Origin of the sequence: Paenibacillus sp. FSL R7-0313, assembly GCF_037969885.1 — a bacterium.
Classification (GTDB): domain Bacteria; phylum Bacillota; class Bacilli; order Paenibacillales; family Paenibacillaceae; genus Paenibacillus.
The window spans coordinates 534,167-556,234 of record NZ_CP150219.1; the positions used below are offsets into that span (position 1 = coordinate 534,167).

General features: G+C 47.2%; 14 protein-coding genes. 3 read left to right on the top strand and 11 right to left on the bottom strand.

What is annotated here, in order from left to right:
- Positions 1-20 precede the first annotated feature (20 nt).
- Complete coding sequence (locus tag NSQ38_RS02195) at positions 21-1,673, top strand: methyl-accepting chemotaxis protein (protein WP_133386892.1); 1,653 nt, start codon at positions 21-23, stop codon at positions 1,671-1,673.
- 886 nt (positions 1,674-2,559) lie between these two features.
- Here NSQ38_RS02195 and NSQ38_RS02200 read toward each other — a convergent pair.
- The 10 genes from NSQ38_RS02200 to NSQ38_RS02245 all read right to left on the bottom strand — a co-directional run bounded on the left by NSQ38_RS02200 (position 2,560) and on the right by NSQ38_RS02245 (position 14,719).
- Complete coding sequence (locus tag NSQ38_RS02200) at positions 2,560-4,239, bottom strand: NAD(P)H-hydrate dehydratase (protein ID WP_339786691.1); 1,680 nt, start codon at positions 4,237-4,239, stop codon at positions 2,560-2,562.
- A 201-nt stretch (positions 4,240-4,440) separates the two neighbouring features.
- Complete coding sequence (locus NSQ38_RS02205; protein ID WP_091038252.1) at positions 4,441-5,073, bottom strand: NAD(P)H-binding protein; 633 nt, start codon at positions 5,071-5,073, stop codon at positions 4,441-4,443.
- Positions 5,074-5,334: 261 nt separating this feature from the next.
- A complete protein-coding gene (locus tag NSQ38_RS02210) occupies positions 5,335-7,089 on the bottom strand; it encodes a prolyl oligopeptidase family serine peptidase (RefSeq protein ID WP_339786693.1) in 1,755 nt (584 codons plus the stop codon).
- The gene (locus tag NSQ38_RS02215) at positions 7,071-8,537 is read right to left on the bottom strand and encodes a hypothetical protein (protein WP_339786696.1); all 1,467 of its coding nucleotides are present in this window, start codon (positions 8,535-8,537) and stop codon (positions 7,071-7,073) included. The genes NSQ38_RS02210 and NSQ38_RS02215 overlap by 19 nt, the downstream gene beginning before the upstream one ends.
- On the bottom strand, positions 8,534-9,334 hold the full coding sequence (locus NSQ38_RS02220) for a hypothetical protein (protein ID WP_339786697.1): 801 nt from the start codon (positions 9,332-9,334) through the stop codon (positions 8,534-8,536). The genes NSQ38_RS02215 and NSQ38_RS02220 overlap by 4 nt, the downstream gene beginning before the upstream one ends.
- Entirely contained in the window at positions 9,312-12,056 is a 2,745-nt protein-coding gene (locus NSQ38_RS02225; protein WP_339786699.1) for a lanthionine synthetase LanC family protein, read from the bottom strand. The genes NSQ38_RS02220 and NSQ38_RS02225 overlap by 23 nt, the downstream gene beginning before the upstream one ends.
- A gap of 118 nt (positions 12,057-12,174) precedes the next feature.
- Positions 12,175-12,312 (bottom strand): hypothetical protein, encoded by a 138-nt coding sequence (locus NSQ38_RS02230; protein WP_161799395.1) that lies wholly within the window; start codon positions 12,310-12,312, stop codon positions 12,175-12,177.
- A 186-nt stretch (positions 12,313-12,498) separates the two neighbouring features.
- Positions 12,499-13,779: an MFS transporter gene (locus NSQ38_RS02235; RefSeq protein ID WP_256332437.1), complete on the bottom strand. Its 1,281-nt coding sequence runs from the start codon at positions 13,777-13,779 to the stop codon at positions 12,499-12,501.
- Entirely contained in the window at positions 13,769-14,146 is a 378-nt protein-coding gene (locus tag NSQ38_RS02240; RefSeq protein ID WP_047840324.1) for a hypothetical protein, read from the bottom strand. The genes NSQ38_RS02235 and NSQ38_RS02240 overlap by 11 nt, the downstream gene beginning before the upstream one ends.
- Before the next feature lie 159 nt (positions 14,147-14,305).
- Positions 14,306-14,719, bottom strand: a complete 414-nt coding sequence (locus NSQ38_RS02245; RefSeq protein ID WP_253429549.1) for a GNAT family N-acetyltransferase — start codon at positions 14,717-14,719, stop codon at positions 14,306-14,308.
- 111 nt (positions 14,720-14,830) lie between these two features.
- On the opposite strand from NSQ38_RS02245, the gene NSQ38_RS02250 reads away from it, so the two are divergent.
- Positions 14,831-15,718 (top strand): hypothetical protein, encoded by an 888-nt coding sequence (locus tag NSQ38_RS02250; protein ID WP_339786701.1) that lies wholly within the window; start codon positions 14,831-14,833, stop codon positions 15,716-15,718.
- 777 nt (positions 15,719-16,495) lie between these two features.
- On the opposite strand, the gene NSQ38_RS02255 is transcribed toward NSQ38_RS02250, so the two are convergent.
- Positions 16,496-19,207: an S-layer homology domain-containing protein gene (locus NSQ38_RS02255; RefSeq protein WP_339786703.1), complete on the bottom strand. Its 2,712-nt coding sequence runs from the start codon at positions 19,205-19,207 to the stop codon at positions 16,496-16,498.
- 364 nt (positions 19,208-19,571) lie between these two features.
- Here NSQ38_RS02255 and NSQ38_RS02260 point away from each other — a divergent pair, with 364 nt between their 5' ends.
- Positions 19,572-21,893 carry a helix-turn-helix domain-containing protein gene (locus NSQ38_RS02260; RefSeq protein WP_339786705.1) on the top strand — a complete coding sequence of 774 codons (2,322 nt, stop codon included), beginning with the start codon at positions 19,572-19,574 and terminating at the stop codon, positions 21,891-21,893.
- Positions 21,894-22,068 lie beyond the last annotated feature (175 nt).

Here is a 22,068-nt window from a genome sequence, read left to right on the forward strand (position 1 = left end):
GGATACAAGGAGGTACGCACATGAAACTACAGGGAAAACTGATACTTAATGCTCTAATTTCACTACTTTTAAGCCTTGTGCTGGTCGCTTATATCATCATGCAACTGCTCGGTATGAATGCCAAAAATCAAAATCTGGTACCAGCCATGCTCAAGGTTAGTGAACTGAATGCTAATCAGATTCAGACCCAGCAGGCACTGGATGTCTATTCGTTCTCCATGACAGCAGGAAATCAGGATGCAGTACTCCGCTTGCTGGATGAAGGCCAAACGATGATTCAGGACCTTACGGACGGATTGCTCGAAACAGATCAGCAGTTACAACTTATTCAGTCCATCGAGACAAAATTACAAGCTCTCAACCAGGGAGCCACTGAAGCGATGAGTGCAATGAACAGTGCGGAAGCGAAACGTTACAGCACTCGGGTTCGGGGCATACAGAATGATATCTATTCGTTAGATGAGATGACTCGGGATCGTTATGATCAATACACCGTCGATTTGGAACATGACATTCAGCAAACGTGGCAAACCGCTCTGGTAGGAGCCATCGTATTGCTCGTCGCCGTAATGCTGTTTAATATGTATACTTCACGGCAGATCGCCAAGCGTATTCGAACACTCAAAGACGCCGCAGGACAAATTGCGGACGGTGACCTGACCGGACAATTACCGGAAGCTCGGGGCAAAGATGAACTCGATGACCTGAGTCGCTCCTTCGGTATCATGACTCATAATATCCGCGGCATTATTCAATCCATTGGTGAAGCAGGTCATCGTGTCGATCGGATGGCGCAAGATATTGACCGCGGTAATGATACAGCCCAAGCGATCGTGCAGCAAGTATCCCGCACCACGGAGGAACTCTCGATTGGCAGTCAAAAGATTGCCGAGGATCTAAGTGAAACGGTGATGGTTGTGGACAAAATGCAGTCTACTTTCAATAGCAATTTGGAGGCCACTTCCCAATCGGTGATCGATGGTCGTGAAGTATTAACTACCGTTGAGGAAGGTAATAAGGCTGTAGCGGAGCAACTCCGCCTGGCCGAAGTGAATCGCATGGCGATGTCCGAGGTGGAACAAACGGTGCGGGAACTGGAAGAAAGCGCGGTTCGAATCACTACGATGACGGCATATGTATCGGAGATTGCCAAACAAACGACCATGCTCTCGTTAAATGCCTCTATTGAAGCTGCTCGCGCTGGAGAAGCCGGACGTGGCTTCGCTGTTGTTGCGGGCGAGGTGAACAAACTCGCCGAACAATCTGCGCAATCGGTCAAACATATCTATGCGGCTGTGGGCGAGATCACAACCTCCATGGACAAGGTGAAGAACTCTGTAGCACAGAGCATGCAGTTATTCGGTGAACAAGAACAAGCCACTGGCCAGACTCGCGAATCCTTCTCTGCCATTCGTGAAAGTGTGGAGCGCATTAGTACGGGCATCCATCAGCTTGCTGAGGACATGCAACACTCCAATGAACTCAGTACACAGGTGCAACAGGCCATCGAAAATATCAGTGCCATCACCGAGCAGTCGGCTGCCAGCAGTGAAGAGATTACCGCCTCCACGTCGGAACAACAACGTTCTTTCGCTGATGCAAGTATCAAAGTGAAGTCATTGCGTGATATCAGTGCAGAGATGCATCAGGAACTACTTCGATTCCGACTGTAAGGAGGATGCCGGGAGAATTCGGGACGGACGTAGGCCGGATGTAGTTTAGATGCAGATTAGATGCAGGTTAGATGCAAATTTCAGGCAGATTATAGGCAGGTTAGATCCGAGCCAGGATCAGGCAGCGTGAGCATACAAACAAACAAATAAAGGGGAGCCTCCGTCATGAATCATGGCAGGGCTCCCCTTTTCAGTAACTGATCGTTGTCGTCTCATCTAAAAAATTAATTCGTTTCAAAGATATGAAAGTATATAAATTGAACTAAACATATACAAAAAACGGAGAGGACAGAAAAAACCTGAAGAAGCGGAGCTACAAGCTTTCTGAAAGAAAGCCGCTTCGGAAGCATACGCTATCCCCGGATTTCCCACTTTATAGAAGAAAAAAACTGGGGATATCAGCGATCGGAAGGTTGTTCTGTCACCGGAGTGTCCCAGTGTAAATATTCTTTAGTTCAACTTATATAGATAACAGGGCATCAGCGTTTCATATCCAAACGTTTAACGAACCGTGCAAACCTTATTGGGCCATTAATTGTAGATTATAAAATCTAACAAATCTCAGGCACTCTATTTCCTAAATTAGTCCGGTTTTTCAGGTGTTTTCTCTGAAATACGCAGAAATAACGTGGATGAGATTCGTTAGCTTTTGCTCCTCGATGTAAACCGTGGTATAAGGTGTATCAGGTTCGTTAGGGCATTGGGCATTGGGCATTGGGCATTGAGTACTGATCATTGAATAATGGACAATGATCAACGTGCACTCATCTACTTTTGATGCGCTGTTGCGCTGGTTCTTTGGTTCGTTGGATTACTTGCAGTTTGAAAATGAATCGGCATAGGCAGTAACCCAAAACCGCGAGCTTGTCCCATACCTGTCCCATCCTCACAGTGCGTCAATGATGTCTCCGGCTAGCAGGGACGATGGCTCACCGCGCAGCAGTGCTGCTCGTTCGGCAGCCTGTCCGTGGAGATATACGCCGAACGTGGCGGCTTGCTCCGCGCTGAGCCCTTGGGCGAGCAGACCGGCGATGATGCCGGTCAATACGTCCCCGGCACCGCCAGTCGCCATGCCGGCGTGCCCGGTGGTGTTGATGTACGCCTCGCCGGATGGCGTTGCGATGACCGTTCGTGCTCCTTTGAGCACAAGGGTCACGCCCTGCTCGCGGGCGTATTTTGCAGCGTGTCCAATGCGGTCACGCTGCACCTCTTGGGTCGACATGCCCAGCAGTCGACCCATTTCGCCAGGGTGCGGCGTCAGGATTGTCGCCGCACTTCGCTGGCCCCAGTCGCGAGGCCCATGTGGGCCAGCGTCTGCCAGCATGTTGAGGGCGTCCGCATCAATGACGAGCGGACGATCCGTATGTTGCCACAGACGGCGCAGCCAGTCTGTGTCGCCCTTGAAGCGGCCGAGGCCCGGGCCGGTCGCGAGCACGTCGCGGCTCTCCGCGAGACGCAGCACGACGCCCGCGGAAGCCGCGTTCCATTCGCCGCTGTCGCCATCGGCGGCGGCAGCGAGCATGAGTTCGGGCACGGTGCCGATGACATGCGGCAGCAGTGCCGCGGGCAGCGCCCATGTGGCGAGCCCGCAGCCTGCGCGCAGCGCGGCTTTGGCCGAGAGCAGGCCGGCGCCGCTCATCGGCAGACTTCCTGCGGCCAGCAACACGTGGCCGTAGGTGCCCTTGTGACCGTCCGGTGCCCGGCGGCGGCCTGTATCCACGCGCAGCGCACCGCGCAGCACCTCGTCCGTCAGCAGACGGACCGAGGGGCCATGCTCTGGCGCAAGCCGCGCGGGAATGCCGATGGCGCGCACCACAATGCGCCCCGCGGCAGAAGCGCCCGGGTACTGCACCAGCCCGCGCTTGAGCAGCGCGAGGCATACAGTCACCCGTGCTTGAATGCAGGGCTCGTACACCTCTCCGGTGTCGGCGTTCAGCCCGCTTGGCACATCGGCGGACACGACTGGCTTGCCGCTGTCGTTCGCCGCCTCAATCAGCGCCGCGTAAGCCCCCCGCGGCGCTCCCCGCGACCCGGTGCCCAGCAGCGCATCCACGATGCCTGTGCACCGGCTGAAGTCCACGGCTTCGCGCACGTGGACAAGAGCAGGGATGCCGAGCTGAGCAGCGGCATCCCGTTGCACTGCAGCTTCGCCACGCAGTGCCTCAGGGGCATCGGCGTAGACCAATGTCACGCCAAGCCCTGCTTCAACCAAATGGCGCGCGGCCACCAGTCCATCGCCGCCATTATTGCCCTTGCCGATCAGCATGTACCACTGCTGATCTCCTGGACGCTCCATCACCAGCGCCGGATCGGCGATGATGTCGCCACCATAACCTTGCCGATCACCGGGCCCGGTGTGTGCCCGCCTCACACCTGTCTTGCTGCTATAGCCAAGCTGCCCTGAATCCACAAGCCGGCCTTCTGCCTGCCCTTCCCGGCACAGCTTGATGACTTCCTCGGCTATGGCACGGCCTGCATTCTCCATTAGACTAGCTGCCGGAATACCGAGCTGATGAATGGTATGCTCGTCCACAGCTCTCATCTGTTCAGCGGTTACGATAAACAATGTTCATCCCTCCCCGTGACAAGCTCATCTCAAACCTAAAAGCAACAACTTCGCACCTAAACGCTGTGTTCTGTAAGTGTATCACTATATTCCCTTACCCCATCCAGTTACCACAATCCAATCGATACATCATCGGAAACTCTATCGATTCCGTGTACGAGACCTTCAGATTAAATTATCCATTCCAAAGCCTGTCTACGCTTAGTAACCTACTGTAAATCGTGCCTGAATAAACTGCGGATCGTCCAGTTCGTCCACCAAAGCCGCTGCAAAATCGCCAACGGAAATTGAGCTTTCCCCGATATCATCTGTAATCACACGGGTCATACCAACTCGGAACTGGCCAGTCCGACGTCCTGTTGTGATTGTTGCAGCAGGGCTCATGTAGGTCCAGTGAATACCTGACGCTTCAATCAGGTCATATGCTTCTGCATGGGCTTTCGCAAGTGGCTTAACTTCTTCCGGGAATCCCGGCGTATCCATCAGCATCTCTCCGGAATCGGTCAGCAAACTTCCCGCTCCACCAACTACAACCAGACGTCCTGCTTTTGCCCGGCGCACACCCTCGATTAACGAACGTGTCACTTCCAGCATCTCTTCTTCACCACCAAACTTCGGTCCATATGCACTGACAACCGCTTCCTGACCCGCTGCAAAATCAGCCACCTGATCCGGGTTAAGCAGATCTCCCTGTTCTACACGCAAACGCTCATGCACCATCTCAATTTTGGACGGGTCACGCACCACCGCTGTCACTTCATGCCCGCGATCCATCAGCTCCCACAGTATTGTCTTACCAATCGCTCCGGTTGCTCCAAAAATGGCTACTTTCATATAAATTCCCTCTTTTCTGTAGATATCTTCTCATCAACTTACCGTTATTTTAATACTTAATCCTATTGTTATATACCTTAAACGGCTCACGCCATCTTAAACCGGATGAGACATCTTGTAAACGTTAATGTTCATCCGCTTAACCTCTCAAACTATGCACCAGACCACGAACAATACTTCCCCAACTGCTTTCCTTTCCATATCATTACCTTAAACATCGCCAAAAAAGCCGCATTTGCGGCTTCAACATCACGTATTTTTCTACGTGGATACTCTACTATAGGTTAGAAAATCAACAGCCTTCTGCGCCCAGATTCGCTCCGAATAAGCTTCATGCGCCATATCCTCGATATGAAGCTCAATCCTGCCTACAGCACCAGACATTTGCTTGTTTTCCATGATGTCCAGATATAACCTCTCCGTCTGTTCTACGGGACACAGTTGATCAGCCTGACCGTGAATGAGTTGAATATTCACCTCACTGAGTCCGGATACATAAGCTGTTGGGCTTCTATCCCGCAGGGCAGAATGATCATGCAAAAGCTCACCGATTTCAGTTTCCAAGAATGATCTCAGCTTCGCTCCTCCGCCTGCGTACAGTCCTTCCAGATCCGTAAACGGTGCACAGGCAACCACAGTACTCCATAACGCCGGACCTTTACCTGCTACCAGCAATGCCAGATAAGCCCCATAGCTTACTCCATAGAGAGATACGTGTGAATAGGAAGATAACATCTGCTTCCGCATGAACTGGATGACATCTGCATCCACGCCGCCCCAATCGTTCTGAATGCGCATCCTGTAATCCGTGCCAAACCCTGAACTACCGGGATAGTTCAGCCCGATAACCCGCACTCCTGCCTGATATAATCCGCTGATGACCGGACTAAAGCTGTCAAACAGGCAATTATGAGGTCCGCCATGAAGATAGATGACCACTTGTTCTGCGCCCTCCGGGTGTATGTCCATGTACGGAATCATCTCATGTCCATAACGAACCCATCCATAGATTACATCGGGTTCCTCGTCAGGATGCTTGCCAATTCTCTCATCTCGCTCAACCGGGAAACGGGTAATCGTACGCGTTTGTTCCAAAAACCGGTATATCCCCGGCACCGGAGGACTTACAATAGATTCATATTTTCCGATCAAGCCCTGCCTGTCCCTGCTGAGCACAGCCTGTGTCAAGATTCCCGGATAATCATACAGCTCATACCTCTTCTCTCTGTCCAATGTATATTGAACATATTGCCACCTGCCGCAGGTTATCCCTTCGCAGAGGACTAGCTGTTGATGTAGATCGAGTTGCATTCTGATCAGTTCAGAGAAGGGTTGGCTATCCGTTGAACATTCATGCACCCGATCCTCTCCCTGCCTGATCCATCCAGGCTGGAAGCCATCTTCCACAGGAATAGAAACGGCTATCAGATCCCCCTGCTTATCCATCATAGGGTAGGGATACTCCTTATAGGGTATTTCGGATGATGGAAGGATATCTTCGGAATACGAGTACACTCTTCCGAATCCACCAACGTTTACACCAACCTCTCGTGTTGACGCAGACCAGAATACAAATTGCGGGTTGTCCAGATCAGGAGTCACCCATCGAGCCTCATCCTTCTCGGGATCGTAAAGACCTATGCGGACAGCTCCTGAACGATGTCTAATGGAAAATAGCAGAATTAATTGTCCCTCTTGCCAAGCGGCCTGCATCACAGGAAATGGAAACTTCACAAAAAGGCTCTGAACCAAAATTGCTTGCTTCTCATTCTCGTATATATGAAGCCATTTCCCCGACTTGTCCTGAGTAATCACCAGAACACGGTTCCTTCCCATAAACTGAATATGCTGCGTGTGCTGATCTGACTCTGTCCCATGTTCAGAAAGGCTCTGCCGGCTATCAATCCGGCCTGTATCATCAAGACTGCACCATTCACATGTATTGTCATCATAGCCCAAGAGCATACCCGTTCGTTCCTTATTCACACTCATTCGTGTCAAGAATGGATAACCCAACCGGATTTCCTCCTCTCATTCCAGCTCTTTAACTGCTCCCATCCCTCCAATTGCGATTCCAGTTTATCAATATACTGGTCCTGCGTGTATGCATCTAGGGGCGTAACGGTCCCCAGTCTGCCTAATGTTTCCCGAATCAATCTGATCTGTGGCAGACTGGCAACCGGCAGCCCCATCATCAATAGACGGTACACTCGGGATGCCCGTTCCTCTAACCCTTGAGTAATCAGCGCACCAGCGATTTCCACCGCACGGCCAAGCAGTTTGGAATGGATAGTGTTTGTCTTCATACGTAACAACTGAATCAACAGTTCATATTCCTGCTCCCGCTCACCCAGCTGTTGATGTAATACCATTTTTAATTGCAGTACATGCCCCAGCCAATCTACATACGCATCAACACATAACTTCTCCGCAGCCAGCAACGTCTTACCTGCCTCTGCATAGAGACCCGCCCGGAGCTGCAAGCCCGCAATGTTTAGTAACGTCTGAATCTGAAAAACTCGCTTATCGGGTCCATCAGAAAGCTGGCGTATACGCTGGCCCGCCTGTTGCTCCAGCATAATTGCGCGTTCTACATTGCCCTCCTGCATCTCAATTAATGCCTCACCATTATCAAGCGCAGCCCATTTCCCAGTACGATACGTTTCAGTTAGTTCTTCATGGTCAATGATTGCCCGAGCTTTCGAATAACAGTGTCGTGCTTCGGTATACTGCTTCCCGTTTTTGGTCAACAGCTGACCCAACTCAAACCAGAGTACTGCCTGCTGTGTCGCCGACAACCGTTGAAATAAAGAATTATGGTCGAAAAAATGAAAACAGGACATGTAACGGGCCGGATCAGCCGATTTGGACAACAAAACCCAGGCCAGCCTATTGTAGAGCGCCAACGCTGCCTCTTTTTCCTTTCCATTATCCTTGCTTACCATTTGTAGCTGTTCTTCCAACAAACGTCGGGTCTGATCGGGCGTATCCCTGACAATAGATACCGGAAGTTTGGGTATATCCTCAGGATTATTCGCCATGGTTGGATAGCGATGAAAAAAAAGCACTACACTTACTCCCCTTAGTTTCTGTCGATACAAGATATAGTGGATGGCTCCCAGATCCGCAGGGTGAAGGTAGGAAGATACTTCAACCAGAACCCATTTCCGATTACCAGGCGTCCACCCTGATCTTTGGAATCTCAATAACGCATTTTTACATGCCACAAGATCATCTATTGGCTGAAATGGATTTAGTTGATAGATCAGCGGGAGAGTAGCATACGGATCACCAACCGCAATTTGTATAACCTTATCCTGCCAATGCGTTCTCAGTTTGTGAATTTCATGCTTCACCACATCTGATGTCCCTTCAACAACAAACAATCCAGGTTCATGACTCACACGAAACCATTTACTTCTCAGATCATGATAATCCGTACTTTCCAGTGAGACAGGCATCATGAAAGTTCACTCTCTTTCGTGATTCGGCATACGTGTATAAGTTCAGGCACCTGTTGTAAATTCAGCGCCGTCATCAATTGATAACTGCCCCGGTTGTTTGCATCAAGTGAAGCTTTAATCCACTGATCCGGATCTGAACTGCACCGATGGAGACCATATGCAGCAAGCCATCGGGCCCATCCTTGACGTTTCGCTTCTGGTATTGTAAATATATGAGCAAGGAGTACACTCCCAAACTCATCGCTTAACAGGCAGCCCCCAATCTTACTTCCCTCCAGTTCCACAAGCCCGGAACCTTTCAGCAAATTGCCATATACACCCTGATAAATATCCCCGATAGCTTGACGAGCAGCTTCACAACTTGGACAGGTAGGATCACTGGCCTGGAGCAAGTGTGCAAGGGAATCCGCCTGCCCCTCCGCAGACATCCAAACCGCATCTTCATTAGGCATAGCCGGCACGGGAACGTCCCTCAACTTGCCGAAAAATCGATACCGATGGGCAAGAACATCCGCCCGGTATCCAAGCTTCTCCCACGGAAATGAGGCAGGAGCAGTTGCATATAGAGAGGACCATGTGATTTTATCCAAAACGGATGACATCCGATCTTCCCAATAAGGATTGGAATGTGCTTCACTCCATAAATCCAATGTATACTGCCCCTCACCCTGATCAATCATCATGAACGAAGATAGGGTTTCGTCGTTTCCAGGTTCAACTGCATAATAGCGATCCCCCGTCTTCCCCGATTCGTGCTGGCATTGCGGCAGGATATCAGATATGGATGTTAGCATCATACGCTTTCCCCTCCCTGTTATAATCGAAACCTGAATAAACCAGTGGTTCGGATGCAACAGACGGATAAAACCGGCGTAGCAGGAATGTATAGATCCCCATATAACCGGTCATATAATCCGGGGAGAAGGACTCCATGTCCTCCAGAGGCCACATCCATATGTCTTCCTGTGGATCACTTCGCAATACATACAAGCTCTGTGTATACTCAGCTAGTTTGGTTTCATATCTGCCTGGGAACTTGCGGTTAGCCAAGAGCAGAAAATCTCCATTGCCTGCAATTCCGTGACACTGCCCAAAAGAAGCAAATACCGTTGCCTGTGCCACTGCATCTGCTGCTTGAAGTCCAAGTCTGGTACAGAGGGGATCTTGCAAAATATCAGCCGCTGCCATCAAAAATCGCCCAATACCCGCCGATCCATTACACCAATGTACCCAGAGTGTATCCGGTTTTTCGGGGGATGCAGGCCACAGGCTCACGCCATTCTGTCCTCCATGACTCGTACGATCAAGTGTATCTACAATTCGCTTCACAGCAGAATAGTACGCTTCCTTTCCTGTACGCTCCGCCAAGGCAAGCAGATAATATCCGATACCTGCGATGCCATGAGAAAATCCAAGGGAATAATGGCCTTTTTTGTCCGATTTATCTTTCACTTTCCACAAACTCAATGATTCATCTGTCTGCTCTTCTTGTTCCAAAATATAAACACCCAGTTCCTCTGCTCTTGCCAGAAGTCCAGGGCGGCCACCAATACGGTATATCTCAAGCAGCATCAATCCCAACCCCGCTGCTCCATGACTAATATTGGTCTGTACTGGCTCATGCCGGGTGATTTCCAATGCCAGATCCTCTGCACGTCGAAGCAACGATGGATCATTTATTCGTTCAGCCGTCTCTGCCATTGCCCAGGGAACAGCGCCATATCCAAAGTATAGTGCTACAGGTGTCTCAACTGGAACGTAAGGGTGATTCGTCAAAATCCATTCCAATACTTCACATGCATATTGATGGTATTGTCTGTTTTGTGTAATCTGACCAAGCTGATTAAAACCAAAGATCATCCCTGTCCAGCCAAAGTTGAAATTCGCCGGATGAAACATCTTGCTCATGCTGTTTTCCGGGAACAGTTGCAAGGGGCTATTAAAATCAAGAGAAGTATACAATGTGTTTACCATACGCTCGGCCTGACGGAGTACTTCTTCTGGCTCCATATTGCATTCATTTTTCTCTATTACATCCATGCCTCCTCCTGAATTGACCTCTTGCTGCTCCAGCAATGCAACCAGTATTTCACGAATTTCTGATAACTCCACATATCCGCCAGACATGATCTCGATGCCCAGACTTCCCAAGCCACGAAGCTGTGTAATACTCTGATGATTCAGATAAGCCTGTGCAGCTTCCAGATGGGATTGCCGATATTTCAGATAGGGGTCGATGGATGAAGCCATGTAATAGAAGACACCTCCCAGTGCATACAGATCATCCGCATAACTGGATCGCCTGCTGTGCTCACGTCCCCGTGGTACATAGCCCGGAGTATGACCAGTCAATGGATCAGCCTGACTCTCATCACTTCTGACATAAGCCAGTTCAAGATCAATCAGGCGTACACTTCCGTCCGTCAGTACAACAATATTGTTGGGCGTCAGATCATTGATCACAATTCCTTTATCGTGACATTGCTGCACCATATTGAGAATATGTATACCCATCCGATGCATATCCGCCCGGTTGTAATCTGCGGCTACATGTCTGCGATGGATATATTCACGCAAGCTGATGCTTTCAAAATACTCCAGGATCAGATAGCGGTTATTTTCAGTACTAAACAGATCAAGCGGCCTTGGGGTAACCCCCGTATCCTTCATCAGATCAAGCACGCGATATTCATTGTCCAAATAGTTATGAGCAGAGCGCCCACCACCGTCTACACGCATGCGGTAAACCGCTTCTTTCATGACAGCCTGTTCATAGGATGTACCAGAGATGAGAAATACTCCTCCCTTGCCGGACTTCTTGAGAACACGTCTCACACGAATATTTCGTATACCAAACTCATTGTTATTGGAATCGGAGTGACGAGAAGCAGCCTGGTTCTTCTCCATAGCTTGAATCCGCAGTAACTCCTCAGGTTCATTCACCCACTCCGGTTTATACCTGCCAGGTGTTCTTCGATCCTCCTCCAGCATGCCTTCTGGATTCTGGATGGCATACACTTTTGCACCCGAGTACCGGTCATAGTAGAAACGATCAGTGGATGCACCATAACGATAAAATACACACTGGCTACCTAGGTATGCCCGATCTGTCGGAATAGCTGGTCCTTTCAGATCGCTTGTACATGAATGCATTAGCTCAAGTAACTTCAAGAATTGCTCTTCGTCTCGTGCATAGATGGTGACACACTTCCCAGTCTGAGGGAGAGGTATGGAACCGTTAGATGTTTCAATCAGTTTCAGACCGCTGCTCACTACTTTCCATTGCACATCATTTTCTGTGAGAACAGGTGCAATGCGTCGCAGCAATTCAGCTCCTTCCACAGGGATAACAGACAGATGAATTTTCCAGCCCTGTGCGGGAAGCCTTAATTCTTCCGGTCTAAAACAAATCCAATGGCCGTCATTCGACCATTGGATGGATTGGGGAAGTTCCCGGATTATATGTTCCAAAGCGTTCTCAAAGGCGTCCTTCTTGGGGGTTACGCTTGCGAATTTCAATGAGAATCACTCCTTTTTGAATAAAGTAAGAGGGGGAGGTACAATTATTTTAGTAATGCGCGAAAATCAAAGACTTATCTTTCAAATGATTCAGTGAATAGAGCGTGTAAAGAAGTTCCTAGCTCTCAACAACAATTGTTTGTGAGCTAGTCCAGCTGCACACTGTACACAAGCTTGTTTCCTCAAACATGTTGTTATCCTCTTCAACCTCTAGTGCCATCAAATCCTGTACAGATAAAATTTCCTTGTTTTCCATGATATATTACCTCCCATTTGTCTCCCCCTCTTATAAACCAAATTCTACATAAAATTTGATATTCCTTCTTTTTAATTGAATTATTTTACATAAATTATTTACTTAATCCATTTATTTCGCCTGATCATGTCAAATTACTTGTTTCCTCAGACTAAAAAGAGGTGCAATATGACATCAGATTCCAGACTACATCGAGGTCGTTTGTTGCCGGGTACGCTGGGTACGCTTGCTACGTTCTTCACGGAAAGGTCGGACAAATAGGCTTGCCATGCCCATACAAATAACAAATGTACCAATCCCCATGTACACCCATGAAGGGTTGTACGTTTCAATGAACCACCCTCCCAGCAACAGCCCAAGCGGATTACTAATGCCACTCATCAAAACACCCATACTGTTCATGACACGTCCTCTCTTTTCTTCCGGGGTGGATAAAAGAATGGAAGTAACCAATGGTACATTCACAAGAGCTAGTCCCATCATCAACAAAAATGAACATGCAATCGCGATATACAGGTTAGGAAACATCGGCATGAACAGCAGACTTGTACCTGAGATGAGATAACTGATCAAAAACCAGTGAGCGAGCGAGAGTCGTTTGGCATATTTACCACTGAGCAGAGAACCTGCAATACTGCCAGCGGCAAAGGCTGACTGAAGCAGACCGTAGCCTTGTGGTCCGGCTTGCAGCACCATATTGGCAAAAATCGGCGTGAAAATGTGCAGTGGCGCCCCCGCAAAATTGATAATAGCTCCAAAGATAATGCAACAGGCCAAAATTTTACGGGAAAACAGGAATGTAATTCCCTGCATGCTATCTTTAACAAAACCAGAGACTCCTTTTTGTTTCACTACTTTGGTTACAGGGATGCGAATAAAGAAAATGGATATGGCGGATAGCAGAAATGTAACGGCATAGATGAACAGGATGGACTGAACGGAGATGAGCGCGATCAATATTCCCCCCAAGGCGTATCCAAGCAATTCAATCGTTTTGGAGGAAGAGTTCAGTAGTGCATTGGCTGGAGCTAATTGTTTTGTAGGTTCTGGCAAAATAGCGGGGATGACTGTCTGGGTTGCCGGATTGAACAAAAAACCAAGGATTGCAATGAGCAGATTGGCTGCGTAAATATGCCACGGAAGCATGGATCCTGTCATGAACAAAAGTGCCAATATGCAGGCTATGCCTGCACGCAATATATCTGTCCAGATCAAAAGTTGCTTTTTGGGCAGGCGATCACTGATCGTTGCCAGGGGAATACCCAAAAATGCATAGATCAAGTACGGCAGCATCGGAATCAGTGCCGCAGCGAGTGCCGACTCTGTTAATTGGAGGATATACCACATCGTCGCCATAGAAAATAAAATCTGACCTGCGCCAGAAACCAATCTACCAACAAGAAGCACAACAAAAGAAGGAAGGCGCAAAACCGCTCGATAGCTGTCGCCGCGAATTTCATTTTTCATCTTTTTCACGCACCTCTCCCTCGTACGTAACAGATTCATCATCACTAATACGATGCAGACGCGTAACCAAACCTGAATCTCGAATGGTCTGTTGTATCTTGGCTTTTACCCGTTCCAGTTCAGCCGTATACTCGCGTATCTCGTTCAATAAGGTCTGATGGGTTCGTATGCCTTCCCTAATCAACATTGCAGTCGCATCAGAACGGTTTTTCGCTAATTCAAGAAATACAAGCTGATCTATGATATCAATCTCTTCCTGACTTAATCGAACGGAAACAACTCCCTTGGCTCCCGAAAGATTTTTGTTCGCCTGCTCCACAGATCGTTCCACCATCTGGTTAAACTGAGCTTTCTGGTCATTGTACATATTTAATTCCTCCATTCTTCACGAGTACACGCGTATATCGTAATTTGTAAATCGTAAATTGGATTTAATTTACATTATACCTGTAAATAAATGGTTGTAAAGCAAAAAAACCTTTGGATTTATCCAAAGGTTCGCCGAATATGTTATTTAACTAGTTCACTAGTCTCCCTGCCTCCACCACATACCCTCCGATTTTGGGCTGGTGTATTCAAATCCAAATTGAGCATAAAGTTGATCAGCCGGAACATCCGCCAGCAGACTGACCAAACCACGGGCAGGTACTGCTTTACGCAGATAATTCATAATTTCGCTCATGATCAGTTTTCCATACCCCATGCCCTGAACATCCGGGTGTACAGCAATATCGACGACCTGAAAGAAACAACCTCCATCTCCAATCACTCGCCCCATGCCTATCAGCATATCCTCTTCACGCAGACATACGGCAAACAGGCTATTCGGTAATCCAATCTCCGCCCCTTCCCTGCTCATTGCACTAAGGCCGGCAATCTGCCGCAAGGCAAGATACTCCACTGCTGCGGGTGGTGTGTGTTCAATACTCACATGATCCATGAATTGTGCCCCTTTCTGCTTGAATTCATCTACTTCCTGTGTAATAGTGAGAGAAAGCTTACGTGAAGCGTGTTTCATGATACGTGAAGTTGCTGCAAAGGAGGAACAAGTGTGTTTCAACGTTGGATTGAGGATCTGACATCACGCCCAGGTGCTGTGGCTGTGCTGCTTGGCGTCATGGCTTTGCTTCTGGGAATATACATATGGTCTGCCACTGAAGTTCGCCGCAGCCACGAAAGGCGAATGCAAAGGATACGAGATACATTATACATAAGTACAGCCCTCTTGGGACAACTTACCATCCAGGAAAATCGGAATTATGAACGGTCTGAACACGAACATAACGATCTGATAACGGCAATGTTAGCCTGCAAAGCTGCATCTTACCTATCCCCTCAGCTACAGGACCAGATCCGTGACTGTATTAAGGATCATGATCCTGCCCGACTTGGACTGATGCACAGAGCACTTGAACGGGAGTGCACCGTATTATCAGATGAACTCAGCCGGGATACTCTTGCAGATCATTGGGGCACAGCGGTCTGGACCATCCTTCGGCCTGTAGCCGAACCAGCCGCACTGGCGGCTACAGGGTTTCTGTTTACAGATCTGGTATTTCGTCAGCGGATGTTGGACGTTTCTGTGGACTCATGGGACAACATCTTGCCATGGATTCGCGCAATTTCCCTAATGATCACCATAATATATGGTTACCTGCTCTGGGCCAGCCCACGACGGGATAGGTCACGTACAGTAACCAAAATGCTCTCCTTGCTGATCGCCCTATGCTCCTTGCTCCATCTGATTGGACCTGTTGCTGCACCCTATGCACTGGGACTACAGCTGATTATATTTACTTCGGGTTTCGGGTTGACTGGGACGCGCTCTCGCAGTGATCGCCCCTATGCAGGACATACGGATCTGGAACCTACGAAGCAAGTCTCTACGGAGATAGAAGGGAATACACGTCGTACATCTGGTACCAACACCGACGAATAACCTACGCATCCAGCCGCTTCCGTATGATTAAACTTAGATACCCACCTCGATGATACGAGACTTGGCCATCCTTCGGCTGGATTTTTACAGATCAGGTCGTGTCTCCTTACTCGGCATGCTATACGATGATGAATGTCAGTGTCCCAAAATTATCGAGCTCCCGTCTGGCTGTTCCTATTGAGTAGCCAGTCGATTTTCTAAGGAACACAGGACGTCTTATATTACCTCTACAGCCTCTTTCAAAATTGTAAAGAACCTCAGACACGTTATTTCCCAAAATCGCTCGATAAAAATGCTCTAAAACGCCGTACATTTCGATATAACGTGTCTCAGATTCTTTAGATTTCTGCGGGCGTTTCAAATCCTTGAATACGACGCCTCAGATTCGTTAGAGCTCAATCCCTGCTCATGCTCTGTTCCAAGAGCGACTGAGAGGACAAGCTCGTGTCCCTCCCTTACGAAAAGAAAATTTTCATTGGTAGAGGAAAATAGGAAAGCCACCTTTGCGACGTCCTGATCGCTTGCTCTTACATTCAGTATGCAGCACGCTTTCCAACTCTGGACTCGTTAATATACGTCTCGGCTTTCAGTAGATTTTGAAAGAACGCTCTAAATCCAACGTATCTGTACGCAAAAAGGGCTGAAACTACAATGTAGTTTCAGCCCTTTTCTATATTACTAATTGTTTTGCGAAGAATGATCGGAAGGTTATTCTGTCATCGAAGTCGCATGTGTGACATTCTTTAGTTCACTTTGTATCATGGATAATTACTTCACTTATTTGGCTACAACATGTGCAATGATACGACCTTTTTCGTACGTGACCGTAACGTCATAACCATCTGCCGTTACACTGTCGAATTCACCTGTAATTCCATTAGCCGTGATTAACGTAATATCTTTGGAACCTTCAATCTTATAGTTGGACAAGTCGAGTTTGAGACTTCCTCCTTCAATATAGAGTTTTCTGCCAACATTCAGTTGACTGTTGCCATCAGCGACACCCAATTCCAGCGTCCCCTTATCCATGGTGAAGTTTCTATTCAAGGTTAATGCTCCATCGACATTTACAACAACTGTTCCATTTTCTACATACAGATCACCTGTACCAAAAGCAGTTGCAGATTCGGCTACCAGCGTTCCTGCTTGCAGCAATGTTCCACCAGTATAGCTATTTTTTCCTGTCAATGTAAGGGTTCCTGTTCCCTTTTTCGTAAGCATTCCACTACCCGTAATATCATTTCTCCACCAATCTTCTGCATTAAACCGTCCTTTGGAAGCATCCATATCCACAGTTACATTGTTCAAAAATGCACCGTATCCATCCGAAGCCGTGACCAGATCAATTCTACCCCAGCCCTTGGATTCATCCAGTACAGGATATCCAGAGTCAATGGACGTTGTATACAATACTTGTCTGCGTTGCTCATCTGTTAAATACGGTTGACGTGTTTCCAACAGAGCTTCTGCTCCTAGCGGTACAACGGGAGCCAACCCTTTGGTTCCTGTTTGTGGTAGACCATAAGTCATCTTCTCTCTATAGAAGGCTTTATTGGCATCATGATCTTCCCATTTGTGTTCATCGTAAGCACTCTTGAACGTGTAATCTTCGGTTACGGTGTGTGCATACTCATACAGACTCATATTGTTTTCCTTGGCTGCAGCTCCAAATACTTCTCCTGCATTCTCATAGCCTTTCTCTAACACATCTTTGTTCTCAGCCTGATTAAGTGCATAGGCAGCCATGGCTGTCGACTGTATTCTTCCTCCTATAATATCAAGCGGTGAGTGCATCCCTGTTACGACTCGATTCTCGCCCAACTGAGCTGCTCTCGTTAACAATTCAGAGAATCGTTCTGGTGTAGCGTATGCCAAAGGAAATACGGATAAGTAAGCTGCACTGGTATGTCCGCTCGGAAATGCGCCATCTTTTCCTCTTCCATCCTCAGCGATTCGTTTGACATAAGTTAACGCAGGAATAAGCTTAACGTTAGTTTCGTATTGCTGGTAATGTTTTTCTCCTGTTGATTTGGTGCCGCCTGAAGCCAAAGGTACTTCTTTTTTCTCACCTTCGCTCAAGGTTTCCCATACAGGCAGTCCCTTGCTGTCAACAACTTCTTTCACTTCTCCATTGGAATTCATTCTCCACGGTCTAGGGGAAGAGTAGAAATATTTAGAAGGATTAGATGAGGCAGGAATTTTGAATCGAACCAGATCAACTAAATTGACCAAGTCTGAAAGTTCCGTCTTTGCTTCCCAATCTCCAATGCCTTGGCTTTCATCTTCCACTGTTTCTTCGGTCAATACCACATTCATTTCGTCCACCGTTCGTTCAACGTTTGTCTTTGGCTTGATGATATCTACATACGTGTTAGCCAACGGACCAAAGCCCTCCATCACGCTATAGATCTTATCTCTTTGGTCATCATAATAGGCTGCCAATGTCTCTTCAGCCGTGCGATTTTGCGTGACCTTTTCTACATATTTGATATTGGCTTCCCAAGTCGCTTTGTTTCGGATCTCTTCATTTGCATATGTTTTCTGATCAGCGACAGCTACGGTTGGATCGTTTTTAAAGCCATCATAATATGGGGACGGTCCATCTCCATACTTTGCATTTTTGCCGTCAGCTCCAATTTTGGTTGCCGCTGTCCCATCTCTCCAATCCGCTTGGTTCATGGACCATACTTGATCAAAACCGTCCAAAATATCAATAAACGGATTGGTTTCGGCAATATTTTTCAAGGTGTCGTCTCCGGCATTGGCTCCGTGCTTCACGGCGGATAACCGAGCTTCATCTGCTGGGGGATTAACATTCAGTACGGTTGCCGTTCCTTTTGGCTTAGCTGGTTTGGCAGCTGTAGTAGCATCTGTTTCCACAGCCTTAACGAGCGCAGACACCGCTTCGGCACGCGTAATGGAATTAAGCGGTTTGAAGCTTCCATCTGCATAACCGGAGATAATTTTCGCTGCTGCTGCTCCACCTACAGCTCCCTTGCTCCACGCCGCAATAGACGATGAATCGCTAAATACATTCGCTGCTGTTTCATTTAACTCCAGATTCAAAATGCCAGCGATCACTTTAGCTGCTTCTTGACGGGTGATCGGATCTTGTGGCTTCATTGTGCCATCGGTGTATCCATCTATATATCCATTCGCATTTGCAATAGAAATTGCTTCGTAATACCATGCACTCTCAGACACATCGTTAAAGGTAATTTTAGCTTGTCCGGAATATCCAAATGCACCGTTTACCAAATTCATAAATTCTGCTCTCGTAATATACGTGTTCGGTTTAAATGAACGATCCAGATAGCCTCGAATTAAACCTTGATCACCCCATGCTTGAATATTTGCTTCCGCCCAGTGTCCCTGAATATCAGAGAATTGAACCTTCTGATCGGCTGCAAAACTCTTCTCTGCAAATGTCGGACCTACCATAGACAACATTAGAAGTAATGCCAGTGACTTTTTAAGTGGTTTTCTCATGGCTTGCAAATACACGCTCCCGTTATGGTAAATTATTTTTTTGCTTCTGCATCTGCAAATGAGTAAGAAAGACTCTATACAGATGTCTGATCTGCCGTTACTGTAGCATTAGGGAGCGTTTCGCATCTATAGAACAAATTCCGTTTTATATCAAAATCGTACGTTCCGGAGCTTATATGCCAAGAAAAATGGAGTTAGATACTACATTTATCAATTAAAATACCTACTTTTGTAAACGCTTTATTAACTGAAAGTAAATTATTCAGTGGGAGTTTGTTAAATTTCGATCAACATGATTTCTAGTCCTCGGCCTGCTATATAATGATGAAGTTGTTTAGAAAAGAGAAATGAAGGGGGAAAAAGAATGCTTAAGCCATTTCAATCTGTGAGATCCAAAATGGTTCTTTCCTACCTTGCTGTCGTTCTTGTCATTGCGCTTCTTTTCGGCTCCATTCTATACCTCTTCTTCTCCCATCAATACAGCAAAGAAATTCGAATCAATAATCAACTTTCGCTGAAAAGCACTGTCAATACTATTGAGAGCTCCGTTATCCAGAAGGTGAATCAGGTTTATCTGTCCCTGGCACTCGGTAACGCTGCAAGTATCGATCTAGATAGCTTAAAAGGAAACCATAGCAAAATCCTGGACATCGAACAGTCCCTCAAAAATATGGTGCAAAATTATTCCGATCTCATTGAAGCTATTCATGTGTACGATACGAAGAACCACTTCATTGTCTCATCTGTATATGGGCTATTGCTCTATGAGGACACGCCTTCGAGTGTGGATCATACGACGGATTGGATTGCTGCGATGAAAGAGACTCCAGAAAGCTCCTTATGGATGAAGACTCGCATGGTGCCTCAGGATGCTTATATCGAATCACGGGAACAGGACAACATGAGTCCTCTGATTTCCTATGTCCACAGTTACCCGTTTCAATCGTCTGGACAGGACAGTACGGCCATGATTGCGATTGATATCAAAGAGTCAGCGATCAGTCAGATCATTAAAAATATGCTCCCTGCTGACTATGCGAATACATTAATCATCGACCAGGACGGAACTGTCATATCTGCCGCGGACAAAACGTTGATAGGCAGCTCCACGGAGGAGAATCTGACGCAGTCGCTGCTCACCTTTCATTCTTCAGATGAGAGCTTCACGCCTGTATTTAACTATGACTCTCATGTCGTTACCCAAGATCAATTTAAAGGAAATACATGGAGAATCTACACCACCACACCTAATGAAAGCTTCTATTATAAATTGGATAGCTTGAAGGAGATTTCGGTTCTTCTCGGTTTATTGGCTGTTGCGGTTGGGATAGCGATGTCGTCTATCTTTACCAGGGCCAACTATAGTCCTCTTAAGCGAATCCTGAATAACATCAAGAGCCGGATGGATAGCCCAACCAGCTTAAAGCAGGACGAATATCGGTTCATCGATACAACGTTTAACAGTCTGTCCAATAAAGTTGATAGTCTTGAAGAAACCTTACAGGCCAATCACAAGATGATTAAGCATAGTATCATGCTTAATATGTTAAATAATCGATTTACACCGGAGGAACTTACGGAACAGCTCCAGTCTGTTCACATTTCAATGGCCTACTCTCGCTTCCGTTGCATCGTCATTGACCCCGTTAATGAGAAGTGGAAGGATCTGAAGCCACGACAGTTGCAGCATACGTTGTACACGATGATTCAGCAACTTGAGATCGCAGAAATGGATGGAACTCAACTGCTGGCAGAGGAATTGCAGGATCACAAAATAGCCGTAATTATCTGTACCAACCAACCCGAAGAACCTCTCTCTGATCACATTGTAGACTTTATTCACGCTGAGGCGAGCAGCAGATTTGGTCTGGAATTTGTACTATCGTTAGGCGGATGGGTAGAACACTTCACAGAGATTCACACAAGCTATCATCAGGCGAATACCCTGATTCGATACAGCTACTTCTTCCCCGAGCAGTCTGCCATTCAGGATCTTGATCTTCTGAACAGGGAAACCAGCAGCTTGGAAATTTCGGACTCATACCTCGTAAATTTTGAGAAGAAATTGCAGACTCGGGATGTGCAAGGTACGGTTCAGGCCATTCAGGAATTGGTCGCGACATTAAAGAAAGGCCCCTATTCCGCCGAATACAGTCGGATCATCTTATTAAAAACGGTATCTATTTACGCTGAGTGTGTTAATCAGGTTCGTTGGCAGCCCGCCGAGGCGAATTCATTGAATTTGTACAAGCAATTTTCATTGTTCTACAATATCAACCGCTATTCGGAATGGATCATTCATCTCGTCACCGAATTTGTGATGCATATGGAGAAGCGAAGTGAGGTACGAAGCGTGGATACCATTTCAGCTGTCAAAGCCTATGTTCGTGAGCACTTATCGGGCGATCTCACGCTGGATCATGTCTCAGAGCAAGTATTCATCAGCCCTAAATATCTCAGTAAACTTTTCAAGGAAGAAACCGGGATTGTTTATTCCGAATATGTTACGAATCAGAGAATGGAACGCGCACGCGAGCTCATGACACAGCGTGAAATTACAGTTGAGCAGGTCGCAAGTACGGTCGGTTACCGTACCCCTGCTTATTTCATTAAGAAGTTCAAAGAAATTCACGGCTGTACACCAAAAAACTTCATGCGCAGTCTAATGGAACAGGGATCTATATAGGGTCAATTAGGAATATTTACACGGACACTCCGATGACAGAATAACCTTCCGATCGCTGTTATTCCCAGATTTATTTGATCCCTTTTCTAAAAGGGGAAATCCGGGAATAAAGGCGAACGCTTCGCTTCTTCAGGTTCTTTCTGTCCTCTCCGTTATTGTGTAAATGTTAAATTGA